Source organism: Haloarcula onubensis, assembly GCF_031624605.1.
In the GTDB taxonomy this organism is placed as follows: Archaea; Halobacteriota; Halobacteria; order Halobacteriales; family Haloarculaceae; genus Haloarcula; species Haloarcula onubensis.
Genome location: NZ_JAMQOS010000001.1, coordinates 1 through 15,536, shown reverse-complemented (window position 1 = coordinate 15,536; position 15,536 = coordinate 1). Strand labels below are relative to the sequence as shown.

The following is a 15,536-nucleotide window of genomic DNA, read 5'->3' as shown; positions in this document are numbered from 1 at the left end:
GGTGGGTTTATATGATGACACCGGCAGTACATCCAGTTGCGGATTCCGTCCAGATAAACGATGTCCGGAGACAACCTCCGTCGCGTGACGACGGGCAAGACGATGGGTGATCGACCCGACGAGCGACTGACCCCCCTCGTCGGGGCGAGCGACCCAACCACCCATGGAAACGCCGCTCGTGACGCCATCCCGGAGTCGCTGTTGGCTTCGGTCGTCGACGACATCGCCGACGGCGACATCGCCGTCGACGACGGGCTTGTGACCCAGAGTCTGGACGAAATCCTGCTCGCGATGATCGCGTTGTCGGACGACGAAACACACGGGACAGGGCTCATGGAGGCACTGTCGCGTCTGTTCGACGCGCAGTTGAGTCCGGGCACGGTGTATCCGCGGCTGCACGACCTCGAAGCGGACAACACGCTCACCGTTCACGAACTCGTGCAGACCAAGCAGTACTCGATCGACGACGCCGAAACGGCGGCGTCACAGATCGAGGAAGCGGCATACAGGCATTTCGTCATCGGGATGTTCCTGCACGCGTCGCTCGACGCTGTCTGACATCCCACATCTATCTCTCTGCGAGCACCCCCGGCCGGCTCCTGACCCCAGCCGGCCCGGGTTTGGCTCCACGACACCACTGCACAGCGACGGCGCGGCCCGCCGCGACACAGCGCGACCGGTCACGGACGAGACGAGTGACGGCCGCGGGGCTGTCGAGTCGTGTACTGGAAAATCGACCGCCGAGCGGTGAGACGCCGATTCAGTTTACCGGTGTCCAGCCACACACCGAGCACTCGCTGGCGGACGACCCGTGAAGCCCGCCACAGTCGGGACACTGCTTCTTGTTGTAGTTCTCCTCCCATCCAACGTCGTCGACCTCGTGACCGCGCTGCGAAAGGAACTCGTCGAACATCTCGTCGGATCTCGGTGCGCTCGCCATACATGCTATGGTATAGCACACCAGCATATAGAGCTATCGGTGTAGAGAAACGTTGCCACATCTCACGGCCCTGATTTGACCGGTGCGCCGTCGGCCCGAGCTACCCGCGAGCGGCCGCGACGGCGTCGGTAATCGCGTCGGCCCGACCCACGAGCAGGCTACCGACGACGCTCATCACCAGCACGTAGCCGACGGCGAAGGCTGGCAGGACCGACCCCAGGCGGCCGGTACCCACGCCGGCCGCCAGCGCGACGATGACCAGCGAGAACTCCCCGCGGGGGACCAGCCCCAGCCCCACCCGGAGCGAGCGGCGCTGGTCCAGCCCGTACACCCGCCCCGAGAGGGTCCCGCTGACGAGTTTGCCGAGCGTCGTCGCCACCACCGCGACGGCGAGCAGCCCGGCGACCCCCGCCAGCAGCGTCACGTCCGTCGAGAGCCCGATGGCGAAGAAGAAGACGGCGGCAAAGAGGTCCCGCGCGGGCGAGACGAGGTGTTCGATGCGCTCGACGTGGCTCGTCTGGCTGAGCCCGGTGCCCAAGAAGAAGGCGGCGACGGCCTCGCTGACCCCCAGGGCCAGCGCCGCGCCCGCGACGAGCGTCGTCAGCCCGACGACGCGCAGGACGAACAGCTCGTCGGAACTCGTCGCGAAGAGGCGCTCGAACCACGCCGCGCCGTACCACGCGACGGCGGTGAGCCCGCCCAGAAAGAGGAAGGCGACGCCGACGGAGACGCCGGCCTCCCGGAGGCTCCCGCCGTTGGCGACCGCCGCGAGCAACGCGAGATAGACCGCGATGAGGATGTCCTCGAAGACGAGGGTCCCGAGGATGGGGCCCGACTCGTCGTTGGCAATCCAGCCGGTCTCGATGAGTGACTTCGTGACGATGGCCGACGAAGAGATGTAGACGAGGCCGGCCAGAAACAGCGTCTCCAGGAGCGTCCACCCGAAGGCGAGGCCGATGGCCGCGCCGATACCGAAGTTGACGGCGAAGTCGATGAGGCCGACGCTCGTTATCTTCCGGCGGTCCCGCAGCAGCTGGTCGACGCTGAACTCCAGGCCGAGAAAGAAAAGGAGGAAGACGATACCCAGCTCGGCCAGCAGCTGGACCACCTCGCCGTAGGCGACGACCGGCAGCGGTATCCCGAGGGAGGCCAGCGGTCGGGCCGGCCCCACGAGCACGCCCGCGACGATGTACGCGGGGATGACCGACAGGCCGAGACGGCCCGCGACAGCACCCGCGAGCGCGATGGCGGCGACGGCGATACCCAGCTCCAGCAGCAGCTCAGCCATCGTCGTCGACCAGCGACTCCACGGCCGACTGCTCGTCGCGGGTGCCAAGCGTCACGAGGATGTCGCCGGCGGCGATGGTCTCCTCGGGGTCCGGGTTGGGGAGGGTGTCGGACCCGCGCTGGATGGCGATGATGGAGGCGCCCGTCTGCTGTCTGACGCCCGCCTGCGCGAGCGTCCGGTCGACCAGCGGCGACCCCTCGCTGACGTCGAGCCACTCGATGATGGCCTCGCCCAGGGGCACCTCGACGTTGTCCGTCTCGACGGGCTGGAAGTACGCCCCCTGGAGGATGGCGCCGACCTCGCGGGCCAGCCGGCCGTCGAGCGTGAAGAGGCGCTCGGCGTCGGTGTCCGGGTCGGGCTTGTGGAACAGTTCGCGTTTCCCGTCGTGGTGCAACAGGACGACCAGCCGTTCGTCGCCGCCGATTTCGACCTCGAACTTCTTCCCGACGCCGGGCACGTCGGTCTCGTAGACGGTCATACCGGCACATCGTCAGCGGTCAGAATAAATCCGGGTGGCCGAGCGGACGAGACGGCGACCGCCAGGCGCTCAGAAGTCTGGCCCGGGCGCGGGAACCCCGCCGCCCTCCTCGCCGCCGTCGAGGTCGAACTCCTCGCGCAGGTCGCGGATGCGGTCGCGGATGTCCGCGGCCAGTTCGAACTCCAGGTTGCTGGCGGCCTCCTCCATGCGGTCCTCTAGCTGCTGAATCTGAGCGGTGGCCTCGTTCTCGTCACCCGGCCCGTCGCCGCTGATACCGCCGGTGTCGGTCTTGCTCCCCGGGAGGTTCGTCTCGCCGACGGCCTTCTCGATGGTGGTGGGCTCGTAGCCGTGCTCTTCGTTGAACTGCTGTTGAATGTGCCGGCGCCGCTGGGTCTCCTCGATGGCGGCGTCCATCGCCGAACTGCGCTCGTCGGCGTACAGCACCACCTCGCCGTTGACGTTGCGGGCCGCCCGTCCCATCGTCTGGACCAGCGTGGTCTCCGAGCGCAGGAATCCCTCCTGGTCGGCGTCCAGTATCGCCACGAGCGACACCTCCGGGATGTCCAGGCCCTCGCGCAGAAGGTTGATACCGACGAGCACGTCTATCTCGCCCAGCCGCAGCGAGCGGATGAGTTCGTGCCGTTCCAGCGTGTCGGTCTCGTCGTGCATGTAGGCCACGTCGACGCCCGCCTCCTCCAGATACTCCGTGAGGTCCTCGGCCATCCGCTTCGTGAGCGTCGTGACGAGGACCCGCTCGTCCCTGTCGGTGCGCTCGTCGATGCGGGCCATGAGGTCCTCGACCTGGCCGGTGGCGTCGGCCACCTCGACGGCGGGGTCGACCAGATGCGTCGGGCGGACGATCTGCTCGACGATACGCTCGCTCTCCTCGCGCTCGTAGTCGCCCGGCGTCGCCGAGACGTACAGCGTCCGGTCGGTCTTTGCCTCGAACTCCTCGAAGGTGAGCGGGCGGTTGTCGAACGCCGTCGGCAGGCGGAAGCCGTTCTCGACGAGGCTCTCCTTCCGGCTCTTGTCGCCCGCGAACTGGCCGCGAATCTGTGGCAGCGTCTGGTGGGACTCGTCGACGACCGTGAGGAAGTCCTCGGGGAAGTAATCCAGGAGCGTGTAGGGCGCCTCGCCGCTCTCGCGGTCCGACAGATGCACGGAGTAGTTCTCGATGCCCGAGCAGTAGCCCGTCTCCTGCATCATCTCGACGTCGAAGCGGGTCCGCTCCTCGATGCGCTGGGCGGCGACGGCGTCGCCCTTGCGCTCGAAGTACCGGATGCGCTGTTCCAGCAGTTCCTCTATCTCGTCGATGGCCCGCTGGAGCCGTTGCTCGGGAATCGAGTAGTGTTCCGCCGGGTGAATCAGGGCCGCGGGCTCCTCGCTCTTTACCTCTCCCTCCAGCGGGTCGACCTTCAGCATCCGGTCTATCTCGTCGCCCCAGAACTCCACGCGGATGGCGTAGCGGCCGTACATGGGGTAGACTTCCAGCGTGTCCCCGCGGACCCGGAAGGTCCCCTGCGTGAAGTCCACGTCGTTGCGCTCGTAGTTCAGGTCCACCAGTTGCTTCAGCAGGTCGTCGCGGTCTATCTCCTGGCCGACCTCGACAGACAGCGACATGTCGACGTAGTTGCGCGGGTCGCCGAGGCCGTAGATAGCGGAGACGCTCGCCACGACGATGACGTCGTCTCGCGTGAGCAGCGAGCGGGTCGCGGAGTGGCGCAACCGGTCTATCTCGTCGTTGATGGAGGCGTCCTTGTCGATGAACGTGTCCGTCTGCTCGACGTAGGCCTCGGGCTGGTAGTAGTCGTAGTAGGAGACGAAGTACTCGACGGCGTTGTCCGGGAACAGGTTCCGGAACTCCTCGTACAGTTGGGCCGCGAGCGTCTTGTTGTGGGCGATGACCAGCGTCGGTTTCTGAATCTCCTCGACGACCCAGGAGACGGTGTTGGTCTTGCCCGACCCCGTCACGCCCAGCAGGGTCTGTGTGTCCATCCCCTGCCGGTAACCGTCGGCCAACTGCTCGATTGCCTCGGGCTGGTCGCCGGCGGGGTCGAAGGGGGCGTCGACGCGAAAGTCGGTGTCGGCGTCCGGACGGTCGATTGAGAGGGGGCCGCCTGCGTCGCTCATTGGCGATAGCTAGGGCCGAAGGGACTTGAGGCGCTCGCTCGCGGTGGTGGGACGTTACGCACCGCTCTCGACGGGGTCCGTAACCGTCAGCCAGTCCAGACGGTCGTCGAGTCGTTTCAGCCCCTTGTCGTGGGTCCAGAGCCGAGACACGTCGTGTCGTTTCATCGCGGCGAGGACGGTTGCGTCACGGCCGCCGAGTCCCGTCTGGTCGTGCGTCTCCAGCAGGTTCGCTCCGGTGGCTACGTCGCGTTCGCTCAACTCGGCGGTCGTGACGTTCGACAGTCGAAGGAATCGGTCGACGGTCTCGCTGCTGTCGGCGAGCTGGGTCGTCAGATAGTGTCCGACCTCCATCTGGAGGACGGTCGTGGTGAATATCGGTTCGTTCTGGAGCAGCTTGCCCACGGGCTCCCGAACGGCTGCGTGTTCGTCCAGGGAGTCGTCGAAGTAATATATCCAGACGTTCGCGTCGAGACAGTGCATCAGGGCAGGTCGCTCGTCCAGTCTGTTTTCATCTCGAGGGGGTCGCGCGGGCTCGCATCCTCCGCGCGCGTCTCGTCGTTGATACACCCGTCCATCGTTTCGACGAACGACGCGCGGGAGATACGCGGTCGGATGACGATGTGTCCGTCCGCCCGTTCAATTTCGACAGTCTCACCCGGCCCGATCTGTAGCGACTCGCGGATGGACTGCGGGATAGTGACACGCCCCTTCTCGTCAACGCGCCGTTCGTCACTCGCACCCATGTTTCCCACCTGGGTGGGATATCTTATAAACGCTCGTCTCAGCAGACGTCTTTCGGATTGACGCCGAGGTCTTCGAGCGTCTCGACGTAGTCGTCGTAGGCCGCCGCGACCACGTCGATAGCGGCACTCTCGGCGACCTCCCAGTCGTCGCCGTCGCAGGTCTCCGCCAGCAGGTCCCCCGCTCGCTCGCGCAGCGCCTCGACCTCGCTACCGGCGCTGCGGTAGGTGCTCGCGGTCTGTGGGTCGGCCTGGCCGGTGAAGAAGCCGGTGAGCTGCTCGGCTATCTTCTTCTGGACGAGCGTCCAGCCGACCAGTCCGCCCAGGCGCTCGACCGTCGCGTCGAGGGCGTCGAGCGCGTCGTGCATCTGAAAGTCGCGGTCGGCGGGCTCGGTGTCGCCCAGTCGCTCGCTGGCCTCGCTCGCGGCCTCGGCGAAGAGGTCGGCGGCGGCGCCGTCGGCGTCGTCGGCCCACGTCTCGAACGTCTCGCGGGCGGCGGCCTCGCGGGCCGCGGCCGCGGCGTGGACGGCGTCTGGTTCCATCTCCCCGCGCGTGTCGGCGTACAGCGTCTTCGAGGAGCCCAGCCGGGAGAGCTCGGTCTGCTGGTCGTCTCGGACGGCGTCGACGAGTTCGGCTGCGGTCATACGCCCGACTGGGCTCGGCGCGGGCTTGTAACCATCGGACCTACCCGTGCCAGTCGCCGCGTCGCTCGCGGGCGTTGGCCCCGTCCAGCCGGTCGGGGTCGTCGCCGGTGTGGAACGTCTCCACGAACTGCGACGCGACGTGCCAGCCGGCGGCGTCGGCGTCGACGCCGACGAGCCGAATCTCCGCGCCGGTGTAGGTCTCGATGGCGCCGTCGCCGTCCGGGTCGGTCCCCTCGAGGAACAGACACGACCCCTCGCCGGCGGTGCAGCCGTCCGTCGCGACGGGACGGACGACGACGTCCGCGGTAGCCGGGTCGTCGACGACGCGGACGGAGAGGTTCGCGGGGACGGCGCCGTCGGCCCCCTCGCGGACGTACGCCAGCGCGTAGTCGAGTTCGGACCGATAGCGGGACCGGCCGTCGCCGGCCAGCGCCACCGTCAGCGTCGAGTCGTTCCACGGGTTGGCCCGTTCGGCGGCGTCCTGCCGCGGCAGCGTCGCCAGGTCGCGCTCGTGGGCCATCACGTCGCGGGGCCGGTCGGTGTGAGTGAGCCCCAGCAGGTGGCCGCCCTCGTGGGCGACGACCAGCCGCGTCGAGTCGTTCGCCAGCCCGCGCCGTATCTGGACGGTCGCCGGTCGGTCGACACCGGTCGAGGCGTTGAGTCGCGGCGCACAGCCGGCCGGGAACTCGGTGTCGCCACAGGCGGTCACCGTCTCGACGAAGCGAACTCGGACGTCGGGCTCGCGCGCCGGCGTCGCCCCGGGGGAACGCACCCGGAAGGCGACGTCGAAGCCGGCGTACTCGGTGGCGTTGTCCGCCCAGTAGGCCAGCCCGTCGGCGGCCAGCGCCCGCTCGCGGTCGCTCCCCTCGACGGCGACGGTCACCGTCTCCCCGGCGAATGGGTGTTCGCCGTCGCCCGTCAGCGAGTCGGGGCCCGAGAGCGAGTCGGTCTCCTCGAGAAGCGCCCCACAGCCGGCAAGCCCGCCGAGGACCAGGAGGGCGACGAGCACGCCGGCACGTCGGCTATCCATTGGCTATCGGTGGGACTCGGCGTAATTGTAGGTTGTGGCTGCGGGGAGTAAGCCCCCTTCTGTTCGGGCCGGCATTCGGCTGAGCGGCCGCGTCCAGCGCTCGCGCGCGGCGTCGGACTACCTGTCGACGCGGTCTTGCACCGGTGAGGATTCGCCGTTCCATCGGTCCGTCGCGGGGCGCGTGGGGTGTCGAAGACAGCCCACGACGGGCCCTCGGTGGGTTAACTCTCCCTCGCTTGCGCTCGGGATTCGCGCACCTCATCGGTCCCGCGACGACGTGTCGTTGCTGTTCCATAGCCGACGGTCTCCCGCCCCGGGCTTGTGCCCGGTCACCTGTCCGACTGGTGGGGGGACTTTCCTCATGGCTCTCGCCACGGGGGCCGGCCTCCCGCTGCCAGTCGGAGATAGACTACTTGCGCTGATTAAGGTTGCTTCTCGACCCAAGCGGCCGGACAAAGCACTTTACGCGGGGCTGTCGAGAGCGTGTCGTGCTCCCCCGCTGGTCGATACTCCTCCTCTGTGGCGGGTTGCTCCTCGCTGGCGGCGCCCTGGCCTACGGCGCGGTCCCGGGCGAGGACTACCGAGTCGTCGTCACACCGACCGACGCCGACACCGCCGAGAACGCGACGAGCCGAGACGCCGACGTGTACGCCTATCGGGAGTTGCCACCGAACGCCCAGTCGGTGTTCCGTGAGGCACGAGCCACAGACGGCGAGGCCATCACCGTCGACGCCCACCGCTGGCCCGACGAGTTCGAGTACGGCACCGACACCGAGGGACACACGGTCGTCACCGACGGCGGAACACACTACCTCGTCGTGGCCTCACGGGAGCAGTGTCTCGCCGCGCTGTGTGACATGCTGCGGGCGCTGTGTGGCGCCCTCGCGCTCGTCGGCGCCGCGCTAGTGAGCAGCGGCGCTCGGCGAGCCATCGAGTGAGAGCGACGGGAGAAAAGAGAGCGTCGGCGCCGTCAGTCGTCGGCTTCCAGCGGCTGACCGCTCCCGTCGGTCGGGGCGGGCGAGGCCCCCATGTCGTCCTCGTCGGCGTAGGGGTACCACGTCATCTTCGTGTTGTGCATGTAGGGGTCCTCGTAGTCGGTCTCCTCGGGCTCGACCAGCTCCGCCAGCGTCTCCTCGTCGCGGTTCTCGACGAAGTCACGGAACGTCTCGTCGTCCGCACGGAGCCGCTTGAAGTTCTCGACGAGGTTCTGGATGGCGCCGGGCACCTCGTCGGCGGGGACGCGCATCTCCACCCAGTCGGCGAAACGGGGGTCCTCGCCCAGACCGCCGCCCAGCCCGATGTCGAGCGCCTCGACCGGTTCGCCGTCCTTGCGGGTCTTCATGCCGCGCAGGGAGACGTCGGCAATCTGGGGCTGGGCGCAGGAGGCCGTACAGCCCGAGAGGTGGATGTGGAAGTCCTCGTGGTCCGCCGGTAGCTCGACGTTGTCCTTGAGCCAGCGGGCGTACCGGACCTGCCGGTTCTTCGTCTCGACGATAGAGAGCGAGCAAAACTCCGTGCCGGTACAGGCGATGGAGCCCCGCATGAACGGCGAGGGTTCGGGCGAGTAGTCCTCCAGCAGCGGCTCGGCCAGCAGGTCGTCGAGTTCGTCCTCGGGGACGTCCGTGACGATGACGTTCTGGCGCTGGGTGAGCCGCACTTCGCCGGAGCCGTACTCGTCGGCGAGTTCGGCCAGTTCCAGCGTGTCGTCGGCGCCCATCCGGCCCACGAGGACGTTCAGGCCGACGTAGTAGTTGCCGTCGGGCTGTTCGGTGACGCCGACGTGGTCGTTGTGGCCGGTCTGGCTCCCCGTGTTGTACGTGTAGTCGTCGCGCATGTCCTCGCCGGCCGTCTCGAGTTCGAAGTCGACGAACTCGTCCTGGAGGACCTGGCGCATCTTCTCGGGGCCCCACTCGTCGACGAGGAACTTGATGCGGGCGTTGAAGCGGTCCTCGCGGTCGCCGTACTCGCGAAAGAGCGCGGACATGCCGTGGGCGACGTCGGCGGCCCGCTCGGCCGGGACCCAGACGTCGATGTCCCGTGCCAGGCGGGCCTCCTTGCGGGAGAGGCCGCCGCCGACGCGGACGTTGAAGCCGACTTCGCCGTGTTTCTCGGCGGGCTCGAAGGCCAGATCGTTGATGTCGCCCTGGCCACAGCCCTCGTCACAGCCGGTGATGGCGACCTTCCACTTCCGGGGGAGGTTGGCGTAGTCGTCGTTGCCCTTGAACGTCTCGTGGAGTTGCTTGGCGACGGGCCAGGCGTCGACGTGTTCGTGTTTGTCCTTCCCGGCGACCGGGCAGCCGACGATGTTGCGCCAGGAGTCACCGCAGGCCTGCTGGGTCGAGAGGCCGACGGCTTCGAGCTTCTCGAATATTTCGGGGATGTCCTCCAGCTTTATCCAGTGCAACTGGATGGACTGGCGGGTCGTCCAGTCGCAGTAGGCGTCGCCGAACTCGGGGTTTTCGGCGGGACCCTGGGCGTACTCCTTCGCGACCTCGCCGATGACTTCCAGTTGGCCGGGTTCGATGACCCCGTTGGGCGTCCCGATGCGCATCATGAAATAGGACTCCTGGCCCGACCGTTGGTGGTACAACCCCCACCACTTGAAGCGCTCGAACCACGCGTCGTGTTCGTCCTCCGGGATGGACTCCCACCCCTCCTCGGCGAACTCCATGAGGTGTTCGCGTATCTCGTTGCCGTAGACCTCGTCTTTCCATCCTTCGACCTTTGTGGGCATGGTTGGTTCTGTCTGGTCTCTAGAGGGCCACCCATATACGACACGTCTTGCCGTCAACCGTCTCCCCCACTACCCGAAACAGGAGAATATTGCCGCCTATTCAGTGTCGCCGTCGGGAGCGTGTTTGCCCGGAAAGTGGACGCTCTCGTGGACGACGCCGTAGAACTCGCCCGCGTCCGGGTCGACGACGCGGCCGACGGGCAACCAGTCCGTGACGCCGCTCTCGCCACAGGCGATACACTGCCCGGCGATACGAGCCTCGATGTTCGGATAGTCGACGCCGACTTTCACGAACCCCTCCGCGAGGAAATCGGTTAGTTCACAGCCACAGAACTCCGTTTCCGCGAGCAACCACAGGTCCGAGACGTTCACTTCCCGGGAGTCGTTGACGGATATCCACGCGCCGTCGTCGAGCTGGTGAACGTCGGTCGTCATTACATCTCATTAGATTTCCGCGACTCCTGAGGGCATCGGCGCTGTCAACTTTCGCCGGTGCCAGACAGAACCGGGCGCCCTCTTGCGGTGCGTGTGGCTAGTCACCAGGGTACTCGATTTGTCAGTGCCCGTACAAGGTAGCCGCACGCGTTGCCGGTAAGCCGCAGTGTGGGCCACTATTACAGGAGGGTTCGGGCTTAAGGTAAGAGGCCTGTTACGAGGGAGTAGCGACACGCGACGACGCCGTCGTCGCTCCACAAGAAACGATGACGAACGCGAATCAGACCCACGACGAACCCGACGCCGAAGTCGACGAATCACCCACCGACCACCTCGACAACGTCGAGGACGGCTGTGGCTGCACCGAGATCTGGGAGCACATGAGCGAGGAGCGCGAGAGCGTCTCTGACGACTAACCGGTCTGTACGGATGCGACCGGCAGTGCCGGCGGCCCACACGACCGGACGGGATGCTTTTGTGCTGGGACCGCTAACGCCGTACTGATGCCAGACGACGCACCGTCGACCGACCGGGAGTCGCCGGTCGGGAAACCGGTCATCCGCGGCGACCCGACCTTCACCGGCGACCACGCCGAGGAGGCCGTCGAGTTCGACCCCGACGACCCCGACAGCCTCGAACTCGCCGCCCGGACCGTGGGCCGCTTCTCCCAGAACACCGCCGGGGCCGACGACAACGTCTACATGCTGCGCGGGGCGGCGGCGTGTGCGGCGCTCGTCCGCGGCGAAGGGTCCTACAAGGCCGCCGCGGAGCGGGCCGGCGGCGACGCGACCGTCTCCTTCATCCGGAAGTGGTCCCGCGTCCACGACCTCCCGCGCTCGGTGCGCGTCCACGTCGCCAAGGGGGAGATCGCCCCCACCGCCGCGAAACACATCGCCCGCCTGGCCGGCGAGGCCCGCCTCCTGCTCGCGTGGGCCGCGCTGGACCACGACCTGACGGTGCGACAGATACGCTCGGTCGCCAGCGGCGTCAACAACGGCGCGACCATCGAGGAGGCCCTCGCCACGGAGGGGTACCGCCTCGGCGAACTCACTATCGACATCGACGTCGACGCCTACTGCAAACTCCGGCGCCGCGCCGCCCTCGACGCGACTGACCCCAGCAGCGTCGTCACCGAGTCGCTGGAATCGACACTCGGCGACGGACCGTAAGTACTTAGCCCTCAGTTCCCCCAGCCACTGGTAGGGCCGGTAGCTCAGTTAGGCAGAGCGTCTGGCTTTTAACCAGATGGTCGGGGGTTCAACTCCCTCCCGGCCCGTTACCCTGCGAACGATAGTGAGCAGTGGTAACGCCATGGAGGGCGTTGAACCCTGGGAGTCACGCGCAGCGAGCGGACGCGAGCGAGCATGTCTCCCTCCGGTTCAACTCCTGAAATACGCCAGCGGCGCCTTGCGACCCTCGCGAACGCGAAGCGTTCGCTCAGTCCCTCCCGGCCCGTGAGACGTCCGCGAGCGACAGCGAGCGGTAGCCGCCCGGCCCCGTCGTTCGAGCGGACAGACCGGATGATTTAGAACCCTCTCCGTGCAGTGGTGTCATATGAACGCACTCACTGACGGGCTCGACGACCCGCTCAAGCCACTGGGCGTCGCCGGCGGCGTCTTCCTCGTGCTCGCCGCGGCGGGCACCATCGTCGGCGCACCGTGGACGACACAGGCGGCGGCGAGCGGCGCGGTCGTACAGGTTCTCGGCGCGGTGCTGATGGCAGTGCTGGGAGCGGTGCTCGCGTACGTCAGCTGGACGGACGAGTGAACCGCCCCGGTCTGTTGCGCCCGTAGAATCGGCTGGTCGTGGCGAAAACGAGAGAGGGTTTCAGCCGCGGTTCGGGAGGTACGCCATCCCGAGCATCAGCACCGACGCGATGCCGCTGAGTATCGAGACGCCCCAGAGGCCGTTCTTGCGCTCGTGGAAGTAGTCCTGTGCGGCGAGTGTCTCCTGGTACTGCGGGTACTGGTCGACGCCGACGACCTGGACCGTACTGTGGTCGGGGAAGTGCGCGAAGTACTGCCCGTCGGCGAGCGTGACGTTGCCACCCTCGCCGAGTTCGACCTGCCGCTCCCGCGGCGCGGTCCACTCGACCGTCGCGCTGCTGTTGGTCACGTTGGTGATGGTCGTCGTCTGCGTACCGCTCTCGGCCTGGTACGTGTACTGGTCGCCGGTCGTGTACGTCCGCGTCTCAGGCGCCGGCAACCACTCCGAGAGCGGGCGGAGCGTGTCGTTCTGCCGGTAGACGACGTAGTCGGTGCCGTTCTGCGTCGCCAGCGAGTTCTCGACGGCGGGGTCGGCCCGGAGCAACTGCGTGACGTTCTGCTGGGCGGTCAGCGTCAGCGTGCTCGTCGCGCTGTCGATAGAGACGTTGTACGTCGTGTTGTCCAGTGTCGTCGTCGACCCGGCCTCTATCGTCGCGGTGTATTGCGAGGAGTTGTTCGTCCACGAGAGGTCGGCGGCCATCGACCCGCCACCGCCGCCGTGGCCACCGCCGCCCCCGGACATATGGATGTTCGAGACGGTGTACGTCTGTCCACCGGTGGTGAAGGTGCTGTCGTTCGTCAGCTCCTGACCGTCGAGTTGCACCTCGGGCCGCTGACTCTCCGCGACGCCAATGTACGCGTAGGCTGCGACACTGACGACGAGGAAGAACAGGAAGTACGCCGCCGCGGCTCGTCGTTGCATATCCAGACGGTCAGTCGCGGCGCGGTTTAATGATTACTTTTCGAGTGTCCCCGTCGCGTCCGAGAGCGCCCGTGACCGGCACGTATCGGTCTCGTACCGTCGCCGCCGTGGACCGGGACGCGGCTCGGCGCCACTGCCCGGCTCTCCGGCCGGTTACCGCTCTTGCCAGACGCCCCGCTCCGTCGCGGTGTATCCGGTGCCCTCCTGCGTGTCCTCGACGACGACATCGAGTTCCGCGGCCGCCTCCGCGAACCCGAACCACTCGCCCTGGGTCGAGGGGTCGCCCTCGTTCGTGCTTCGGCCGTCGACTATCGTCCGCTTCCCGTTGTCGACCACGTCGGTGTTGCAGTCGACGGCCTCGAAGTTTTCGACGATAGCCTCCTCGACGGTGTCACCGATGAACAGCCCGGTGTCACAGCTCTCCGCCGTACAGTCGACGAACCGCGGCCTGACGATTGGAGTCCCCGTATCGTACTTCGAGTCGTCTTCCCGAGCGTAGAAGCCAACGCTGCAGTCACGAGCCGTGCACGACTCGACGGAACAGCCCACGACTGGGTCCTGCGTGTTCTCCTCGTCGCTGTCCGCTTTGTACTCTATCTCGAATCCGGCTTCCCCCGACGTCTTGGTCCCCTCGGCAACGCAGTCGATGAACGACCCGTTGCGAGCCGTCGACGCCGAGAACGGCGTGCTCCCGCTGTCGACGGCCGTACACCCCGTGATTTCCCAGTTCTCGGTGTAGTCGTACAGCCCGATGGCGTTGTAGTCCGCGTTCCGGGTCGTGTAGTCGCTGATGGTGACGTTCGAGGAGTCGGTCACGTACACCGCCCGGTCCGAGCCGGTAGACTCACAGCTCGCTATCCGGACGTCCGAGCAGTCGGTAACCTGAACCGCGTTCTTGCTGACGCCCTCGAACTGCGTGTTGCGGATGTCGATGGCGCGTCCGCCGGCAAACACCGTGCCGTGCACGCCGACGTTCCGGACGCGGAGGTCGTCGAAGGCAAGCCCCGTGGCACCGTCGGCGCGGATAGCCGACCCGCCACGGTACTGCATGTCGAGCGTGACCGAAGTGAGGTCCGTCTCGGCCGTCCCGTCCGACAGTCGGTACAGCACGGAGGACCCGTCGACAGTCTCGGCCGGCGTGAACCCGGCCCGCGGGTCGACGCCCCGGATGGATATCCGGTTCGCCGGTTCGACCGCGACGCGCAACAGCCCGTCGGCGGCCACGACGATACGACCGTCTGCGAGAGTCGCCTGTGCCTCGTTTATCGTCCGTCCGAGGTCGTCGGTCGCGGCCAGTTCCGTCTCCGTCTCGTCGACGGCGAGAAACTGGTCGTCCTCGGCGAACACGTACACGTCTGCGTCGTACTCGGCGACGAGGTCCGTAGCGGAGACGTTTCGGCCGCTCGATTCAGTCAACTGCTGCTTCGCTCGCTCTTTCAGGTCGGCCTCGATGGTCGGCTGTTCGTCAACGGGCCAGGCGCTCTCCGGACTGCCACAACCCGCGAGCGCGAACACACCGGCGACTGAAGCGAGCACCCCTCTGCGTGACCGTTCCATACCCGGTAGACCGGACAGAGGTACATTAGAAAGGAGCGGCTAATGCGAGGCACTGACCGGATAGTTACGACATCGGTACAGTATCGATACGTGCGGAACTGGCTATAGCCGTCGCTCACGAACACGTTCGTCACAGGAAGCCAAGGGCCGGATTTGAACCGGCGATGGGCGGCTCTGCAGGCCGCTGCGTTAGGCCGAACTCTGCCACCTTGGCGCAAGTGTCACTCTGCGATGTGCCAAGTTATGAGTTGTGGTCCGGCCATCGACGCAACGGCGATGGGCGGCTGTCGGTCGCTTGCGACCGACGTCGACAGACGACCGAAGGGAGTCTGTCGGAACTGCAGGCCGCTGCGTTAGGCCGGACGCTATCTCCTTGGCGCGTCCAGTGGTAGTCCAGTCGGTCGCTTAAGGGTAGCGAATTCCGCTAGCCCTCGCCCTCTGATTGGCCGGGTTCGCCCACGCCCTCGACCGGGACGACGTTCAGAATCGACGACTGCGCGTCGTCGACGGATTCGAACTGGTCGTCACCCACACGGCCCAGGACAGCGGGCAGCGACTCGGAACCGTCGGCGTAGACGAGTTCGACGTCGTCGAACGTCGACCGGGCACTCGCGACCGGGAGCGGGTAGGTCGCCGTATCGAGTACTTCCGTGAGTTCGTTGAGTTTGATTGTACGCGTCATACACGCACTAGTACGCGAGATGACACTATCAATATATGCAAAAAGCCCACCGAGGAGAGATGACTCTCCGGAAGGCTGAAAGTAGGTATGAATGGTGGCGGCGAATCGGATTTCCCAGAGGCTCGCGCACTCCAGTACTCACCGAAACGCTGGTGAGCTTATCTTCCGTGTTCGGGATGGGTACGGGAGG

The 15,536-nt window shown here is 66.7% G+C and carries 18 protein-coding genes, 2 tRNA genes, 1 rRNA gene and 1 other RNA gene; 6 read left to right on the top strand and 16 right to left on the bottom strand.

The window, feature by feature from the left end:
* Positions 1-60: 60 nt before the first annotated feature.
* Positions 61-558 carry a PadR family transcriptional regulator gene (locus NDI86_RS00110; RefSeq protein ID WP_310898354.1) on the top strand — a complete coding sequence of 166 codons (498 nt, stop codon included), beginning with the start codon at positions 61-63 and terminating at the stop codon, positions 556-558.
* Positions 559-760: 202 nt separating this feature from the next.
* On the opposite strand, the gene NDI86_RS00105 is transcribed toward NDI86_RS00110, so the two are convergent.
* From NDI86_RS00105 to rnpB, 9 genes are all read right to left on the bottom strand, one after another.
* Positions 761-940, bottom strand: a complete 180-nt coding sequence (locus tag NDI86_RS00105; RefSeq protein ID WP_310898353.1) for an HVO_0416 family zinc finger protein — start codon at positions 938-940, stop codon at positions 761-763.
* Between the two features lie 100 nt (positions 941-1,040).
* A complete protein-coding gene (locus NDI86_RS00100; protein WP_310898352.1) occupies positions 1,041-2,228 on the bottom strand; it encodes a cation:proton antiporter in 1,188 nt (395 codons plus the stop codon).
* Positions 2,221-2,706: a cation:proton antiporter regulatory subunit gene (locus tag NDI86_RS00095; protein ID WP_310898351.1), complete on the bottom strand. Its 486-nt coding sequence runs from the start codon at positions 2,704-2,706 to the stop codon at positions 2,221-2,223. Before NDI86_RS00095 ends, NDI86_RS00100 begins: the two co-directional genes overlap by 8 nt.
* A gap of 69 nt (positions 2,707-2,775) precedes the next feature.
* Positions 2,776-4,836 (bottom strand): excinuclease ABC subunit UvrB, encoded by a 2,061-nt coding sequence (gene uvrB, locus NDI86_RS00090; protein WP_310898350.1) that lies wholly within the window; start codon positions 4,834-4,836, stop codon positions 2,776-2,778.
* Positions 4,837-4,890: 54 nt separating this feature from the next.
* Positions 4,891-5,316, bottom strand: coding sequence for a type II toxin-antitoxin system VapC family toxin (locus tag NDI86_RS00085; protein WP_310898349.1), 426 nt, complete (start codon positions 5,314-5,316; stop codon positions 4,891-4,893).
* On the bottom strand, positions 5,316-5,579 hold the full coding sequence (locus tag NDI86_RS00080) for an AbrB/MazE/SpoVT family DNA-binding domain-containing protein (RefSeq protein WP_310898348.1): 264 nt from the start codon (positions 5,577-5,579) through the stop codon (positions 5,316-5,318). Before NDI86_RS00080 ends, NDI86_RS00085 begins: the two co-directional genes overlap by 1 nt.
* Before the next feature lie 38 nt (positions 5,580-5,617).
* The gene (locus tag NDI86_RS00075) at positions 5,618-6,220 is read right to left on the bottom strand and encodes a rubrerythrin family protein (protein WP_310898347.1); all 603 of its coding nucleotides are present in this window, start codon (positions 6,218-6,220) and stop codon (positions 5,618-5,620) included.
* A 40-nt stretch (positions 6,221-6,260) separates the two neighbouring features.
* Positions 6,261-7,250 carry a matrixin family metalloprotease gene (locus tag NDI86_RS00070; RefSeq protein ID WP_310898346.1) on the bottom strand — a complete coding sequence of 330 codons (990 nt, stop codon included), beginning with the start codon at positions 7,248-7,250 and terminating at the stop codon, positions 6,261-6,263.
* A gap of 36 nt (positions 7,251-7,286) precedes the next feature.
* An RNA gene (rnpB, locus tag NDI86_RS00065) (RNase P RNA component) lies at positions 7,287-7,646 on the bottom strand.
* A gap of 92 nt (positions 7,647-7,738) precedes the next feature.
* Here rnpB and NDI86_RS00060 point away from each other — a divergent pair.
* Positions 7,739-8,188, top strand: coding sequence for a DUF7979 domain-containing protein (locus NDI86_RS00060; RefSeq protein ID WP_310898345.1), 450 nt, complete (start codon positions 7,739-7,741; stop codon positions 8,186-8,188).
* 32 nt (positions 8,189-8,220) lie between these two features.
* Here NDI86_RS00060 and NDI86_RS00055 read toward each other — a convergent pair whose 3' ends face one another.
* Together NDI86_RS00055 and NDI86_RS00050 are read right to left on the bottom strand one after the other, a co-directional pair.
* Complete coding sequence (locus NDI86_RS00055) at positions 8,221-9,984, bottom strand: nitrite/sulfite reductase (protein ID WP_310898344.1); 1,764 nt, start codon at positions 9,982-9,984, stop codon at positions 8,221-8,223.
* Between the two features lie 96 nt (positions 9,985-10,080).
* The gene (locus NDI86_RS00050; RefSeq protein ID WP_310898343.1) at positions 10,081-10,419 is read right to left on the bottom strand and encodes a DUF8134 family protein; all 339 of its coding nucleotides are present in this window, start codon (positions 10,417-10,419) and stop codon (positions 10,081-10,083) included.
* A 266-nt stretch (positions 10,420-10,685) separates the two neighbouring features.
* Between NDI86_RS00050 and NDI86_RS00045 the strand changes: the two genes are divergently transcribed.
* The 4 genes from NDI86_RS00045 to NDI86_RS00030 all read left to right on the top strand — a co-directional run bounded on the left by NDI86_RS00045 (position 10,686) and on the right by NDI86_RS00030 (position 12,186).
* On the top strand, positions 10,686-10,835 hold the full coding sequence (locus NDI86_RS00045) for a hypothetical protein (protein ID WP_310898342.1): 150 nt from the start codon (positions 10,686-10,688) through the stop codon (positions 10,833-10,835).
* Positions 10,836-10,922: 87 nt separating this feature from the next.
* Positions 10,923-11,588 carry a DUF7119 family protein gene (locus NDI86_RS00040; RefSeq protein WP_310898341.1) on the top strand — a complete coding sequence of 222 codons (666 nt, stop codon included), beginning with the start codon at positions 10,923-10,925 and terminating at the stop codon, positions 11,586-11,588.
* A gap of 33 nt (positions 11,589-11,621) precedes the next feature.
* Positions 11,622-11,695 (top strand) — tRNA-Lys (locus tag NDI86_RS00035).
* Between the two features lie 278 nt (positions 11,696-11,973).
* Positions 11,974-12,186, top strand: a complete 213-nt coding sequence (locus NDI86_RS00030; RefSeq protein WP_310898340.1) for a DUF8123 family protein — start codon at positions 11,974-11,976, stop codon at positions 12,184-12,186.
* 60 nt (positions 12,187-12,246) lie between these two features.
* Here the strand turns inward: NDI86_RS00030 and NDI86_RS00025 are convergent, their stop codons facing one another.
* The 5 genes from NDI86_RS00025 to rrf all read right to left on the bottom strand — a co-directional run.
* Positions 12,247-13,107: a hypothetical protein gene (locus NDI86_RS00025; RefSeq protein ID WP_310898339.1), complete on the bottom strand. Its 861-nt coding sequence runs from the start codon at positions 13,105-13,107 to the stop codon at positions 12,247-12,249.
* 153 nt (positions 13,108-13,260) lie between these two features.
* Entirely contained in the window at positions 13,261-14,664 is a 1,404-nt protein-coding gene (locus NDI86_RS00020) for a right-handed parallel beta-helix repeat-containing protein (protein WP_310898338.1), read from the bottom strand.
* 138 nt (positions 14,665-14,802) lie between these two features.
* Positions 14,803-14,878: transfer RNA gene (locus NDI86_RS00015), tRNA-Cys, on the bottom strand.
* A 210-nt stretch (positions 14,879-15,088) separates the two neighbouring features.
* Complete coding sequence (locus NDI86_RS00010) at positions 15,089-15,346, bottom strand: DUF5789 family protein (RefSeq protein ID WP_310898337.1); 258 nt, start codon at positions 15,344-15,346, stop codon at positions 15,089-15,091.
* A 92-nt stretch (positions 15,347-15,438) separates the two neighbouring features.
* Positions 15,439-15,536 (bottom strand): 5S ribosomal RNA (gene rrf, locus NDI86_RS00005); the annotation flags it as partial.

Coding starts and splice junctions, on each gene's coding strand:
- NDI86_RS00110 (WP_310898354.1), top strand. CDS start 61: ATGTCCGGAGACAACCTCCGTCGCGTGACGACGGGCAAGACGATGGGT.
- NDI86_RS00105 (WP_310898353.1), bottom strand. CDS start 940: ATGGCGAGCGCACCGAGATCCGACGAGATGTTCGACGAGTTCCTTTCG.
- NDI86_RS00100 (WP_310898352.1), bottom strand. CDS start 2,228: ATGGCTGAGCTGCTGCTGGAGCTGGGTATCGCCGTCGCCGCCATCGCG.
- NDI86_RS00095 (WP_310898351.1), bottom strand. CDS start 2,706: ATGACCGTCTACGAGACCGACGTGCCCGGCGTCGGGAAGAAGTTCGAG.
- uvrB (WP_310898350.1), bottom strand. CDS start 4,836: ATGAGCGACGCAGGCGGCCCCCTCTCAATCGACCGTCCGGACGCCGAC.
- NDI86_RS00085 (WP_310898349.1), bottom strand. CDS start 5,316: ATGCACTGTCTCGACGCGAACGTCTGGATATATTACTTCGACGACTCC.
- NDI86_RS00080 (WP_310898348.1), bottom strand. CDS start 5,579: ATGGGTGCGAGTGACGAACGGCGCGTTGACGAGAAGGGGCGTGTCACT.
- NDI86_RS00075 (WP_310898347.1), bottom strand. CDS start 6,220: ATGACCGCAGCCGAACTCGTCGACGCCGTCCGAGACGACCAGCAGACC.
- NDI86_RS00070 (WP_310898346.1), bottom strand. CDS start 7,250: ATGGATAGCCGACGTGCCGGCGTGCTCGTCGCCCTCCTGGTCCTCGGC.
- NDI86_RS00055 (WP_310898344.1), bottom strand. CDS start 9,984: ATGCCCACAAAGGTCGAAGGATGGAAAGACGAGGTCTACGGCAACGAG.
- NDI86_RS00050 (WP_310898343.1), bottom strand. CDS start 10,419: ATGACGACCGACGTTCACCAGCTCGACGACGGCGCGTGGATATCCGTC.
- NDI86_RS00045 (WP_310898342.1), top strand. CDS start 10,686: ATGACGAACGCGAATCAGACCCACGACGAACCCGACGCCGAAGTCGAC.
- NDI86_RS00040 (WP_310898341.1), top strand. CDS start 10,923: ATGCCAGACGACGCACCGTCGACCGACCGGGAGTCGCCGGTCGGGAAA.
- NDI86_RS00030 (WP_310898340.1), top strand. CDS start 11,974: ATGAACGCACTCACTGACGGGCTCGACGACCCGCTCAAGCCACTGGGC.
- NDI86_RS00025 (WP_310898339.1), bottom strand. CDS start 13,107: ATGCAACGACGAGCCGCGGCGGCGTACTTCCTGTTCTTCCTCGTCGTC.
- NDI86_RS00020 (WP_310898338.1), bottom strand. CDS start 14,664: ATGGAACGGTCACGCAGAGGGGTGCTCGCTTCAGTCGCCGGTGTGTTC.
- NDI86_RS00010 (WP_310898337.1), bottom strand. CDS start 15,346: ATGACGCGTACAATCAAACTCAACGAACTCACGGAAGTACTCGATACG.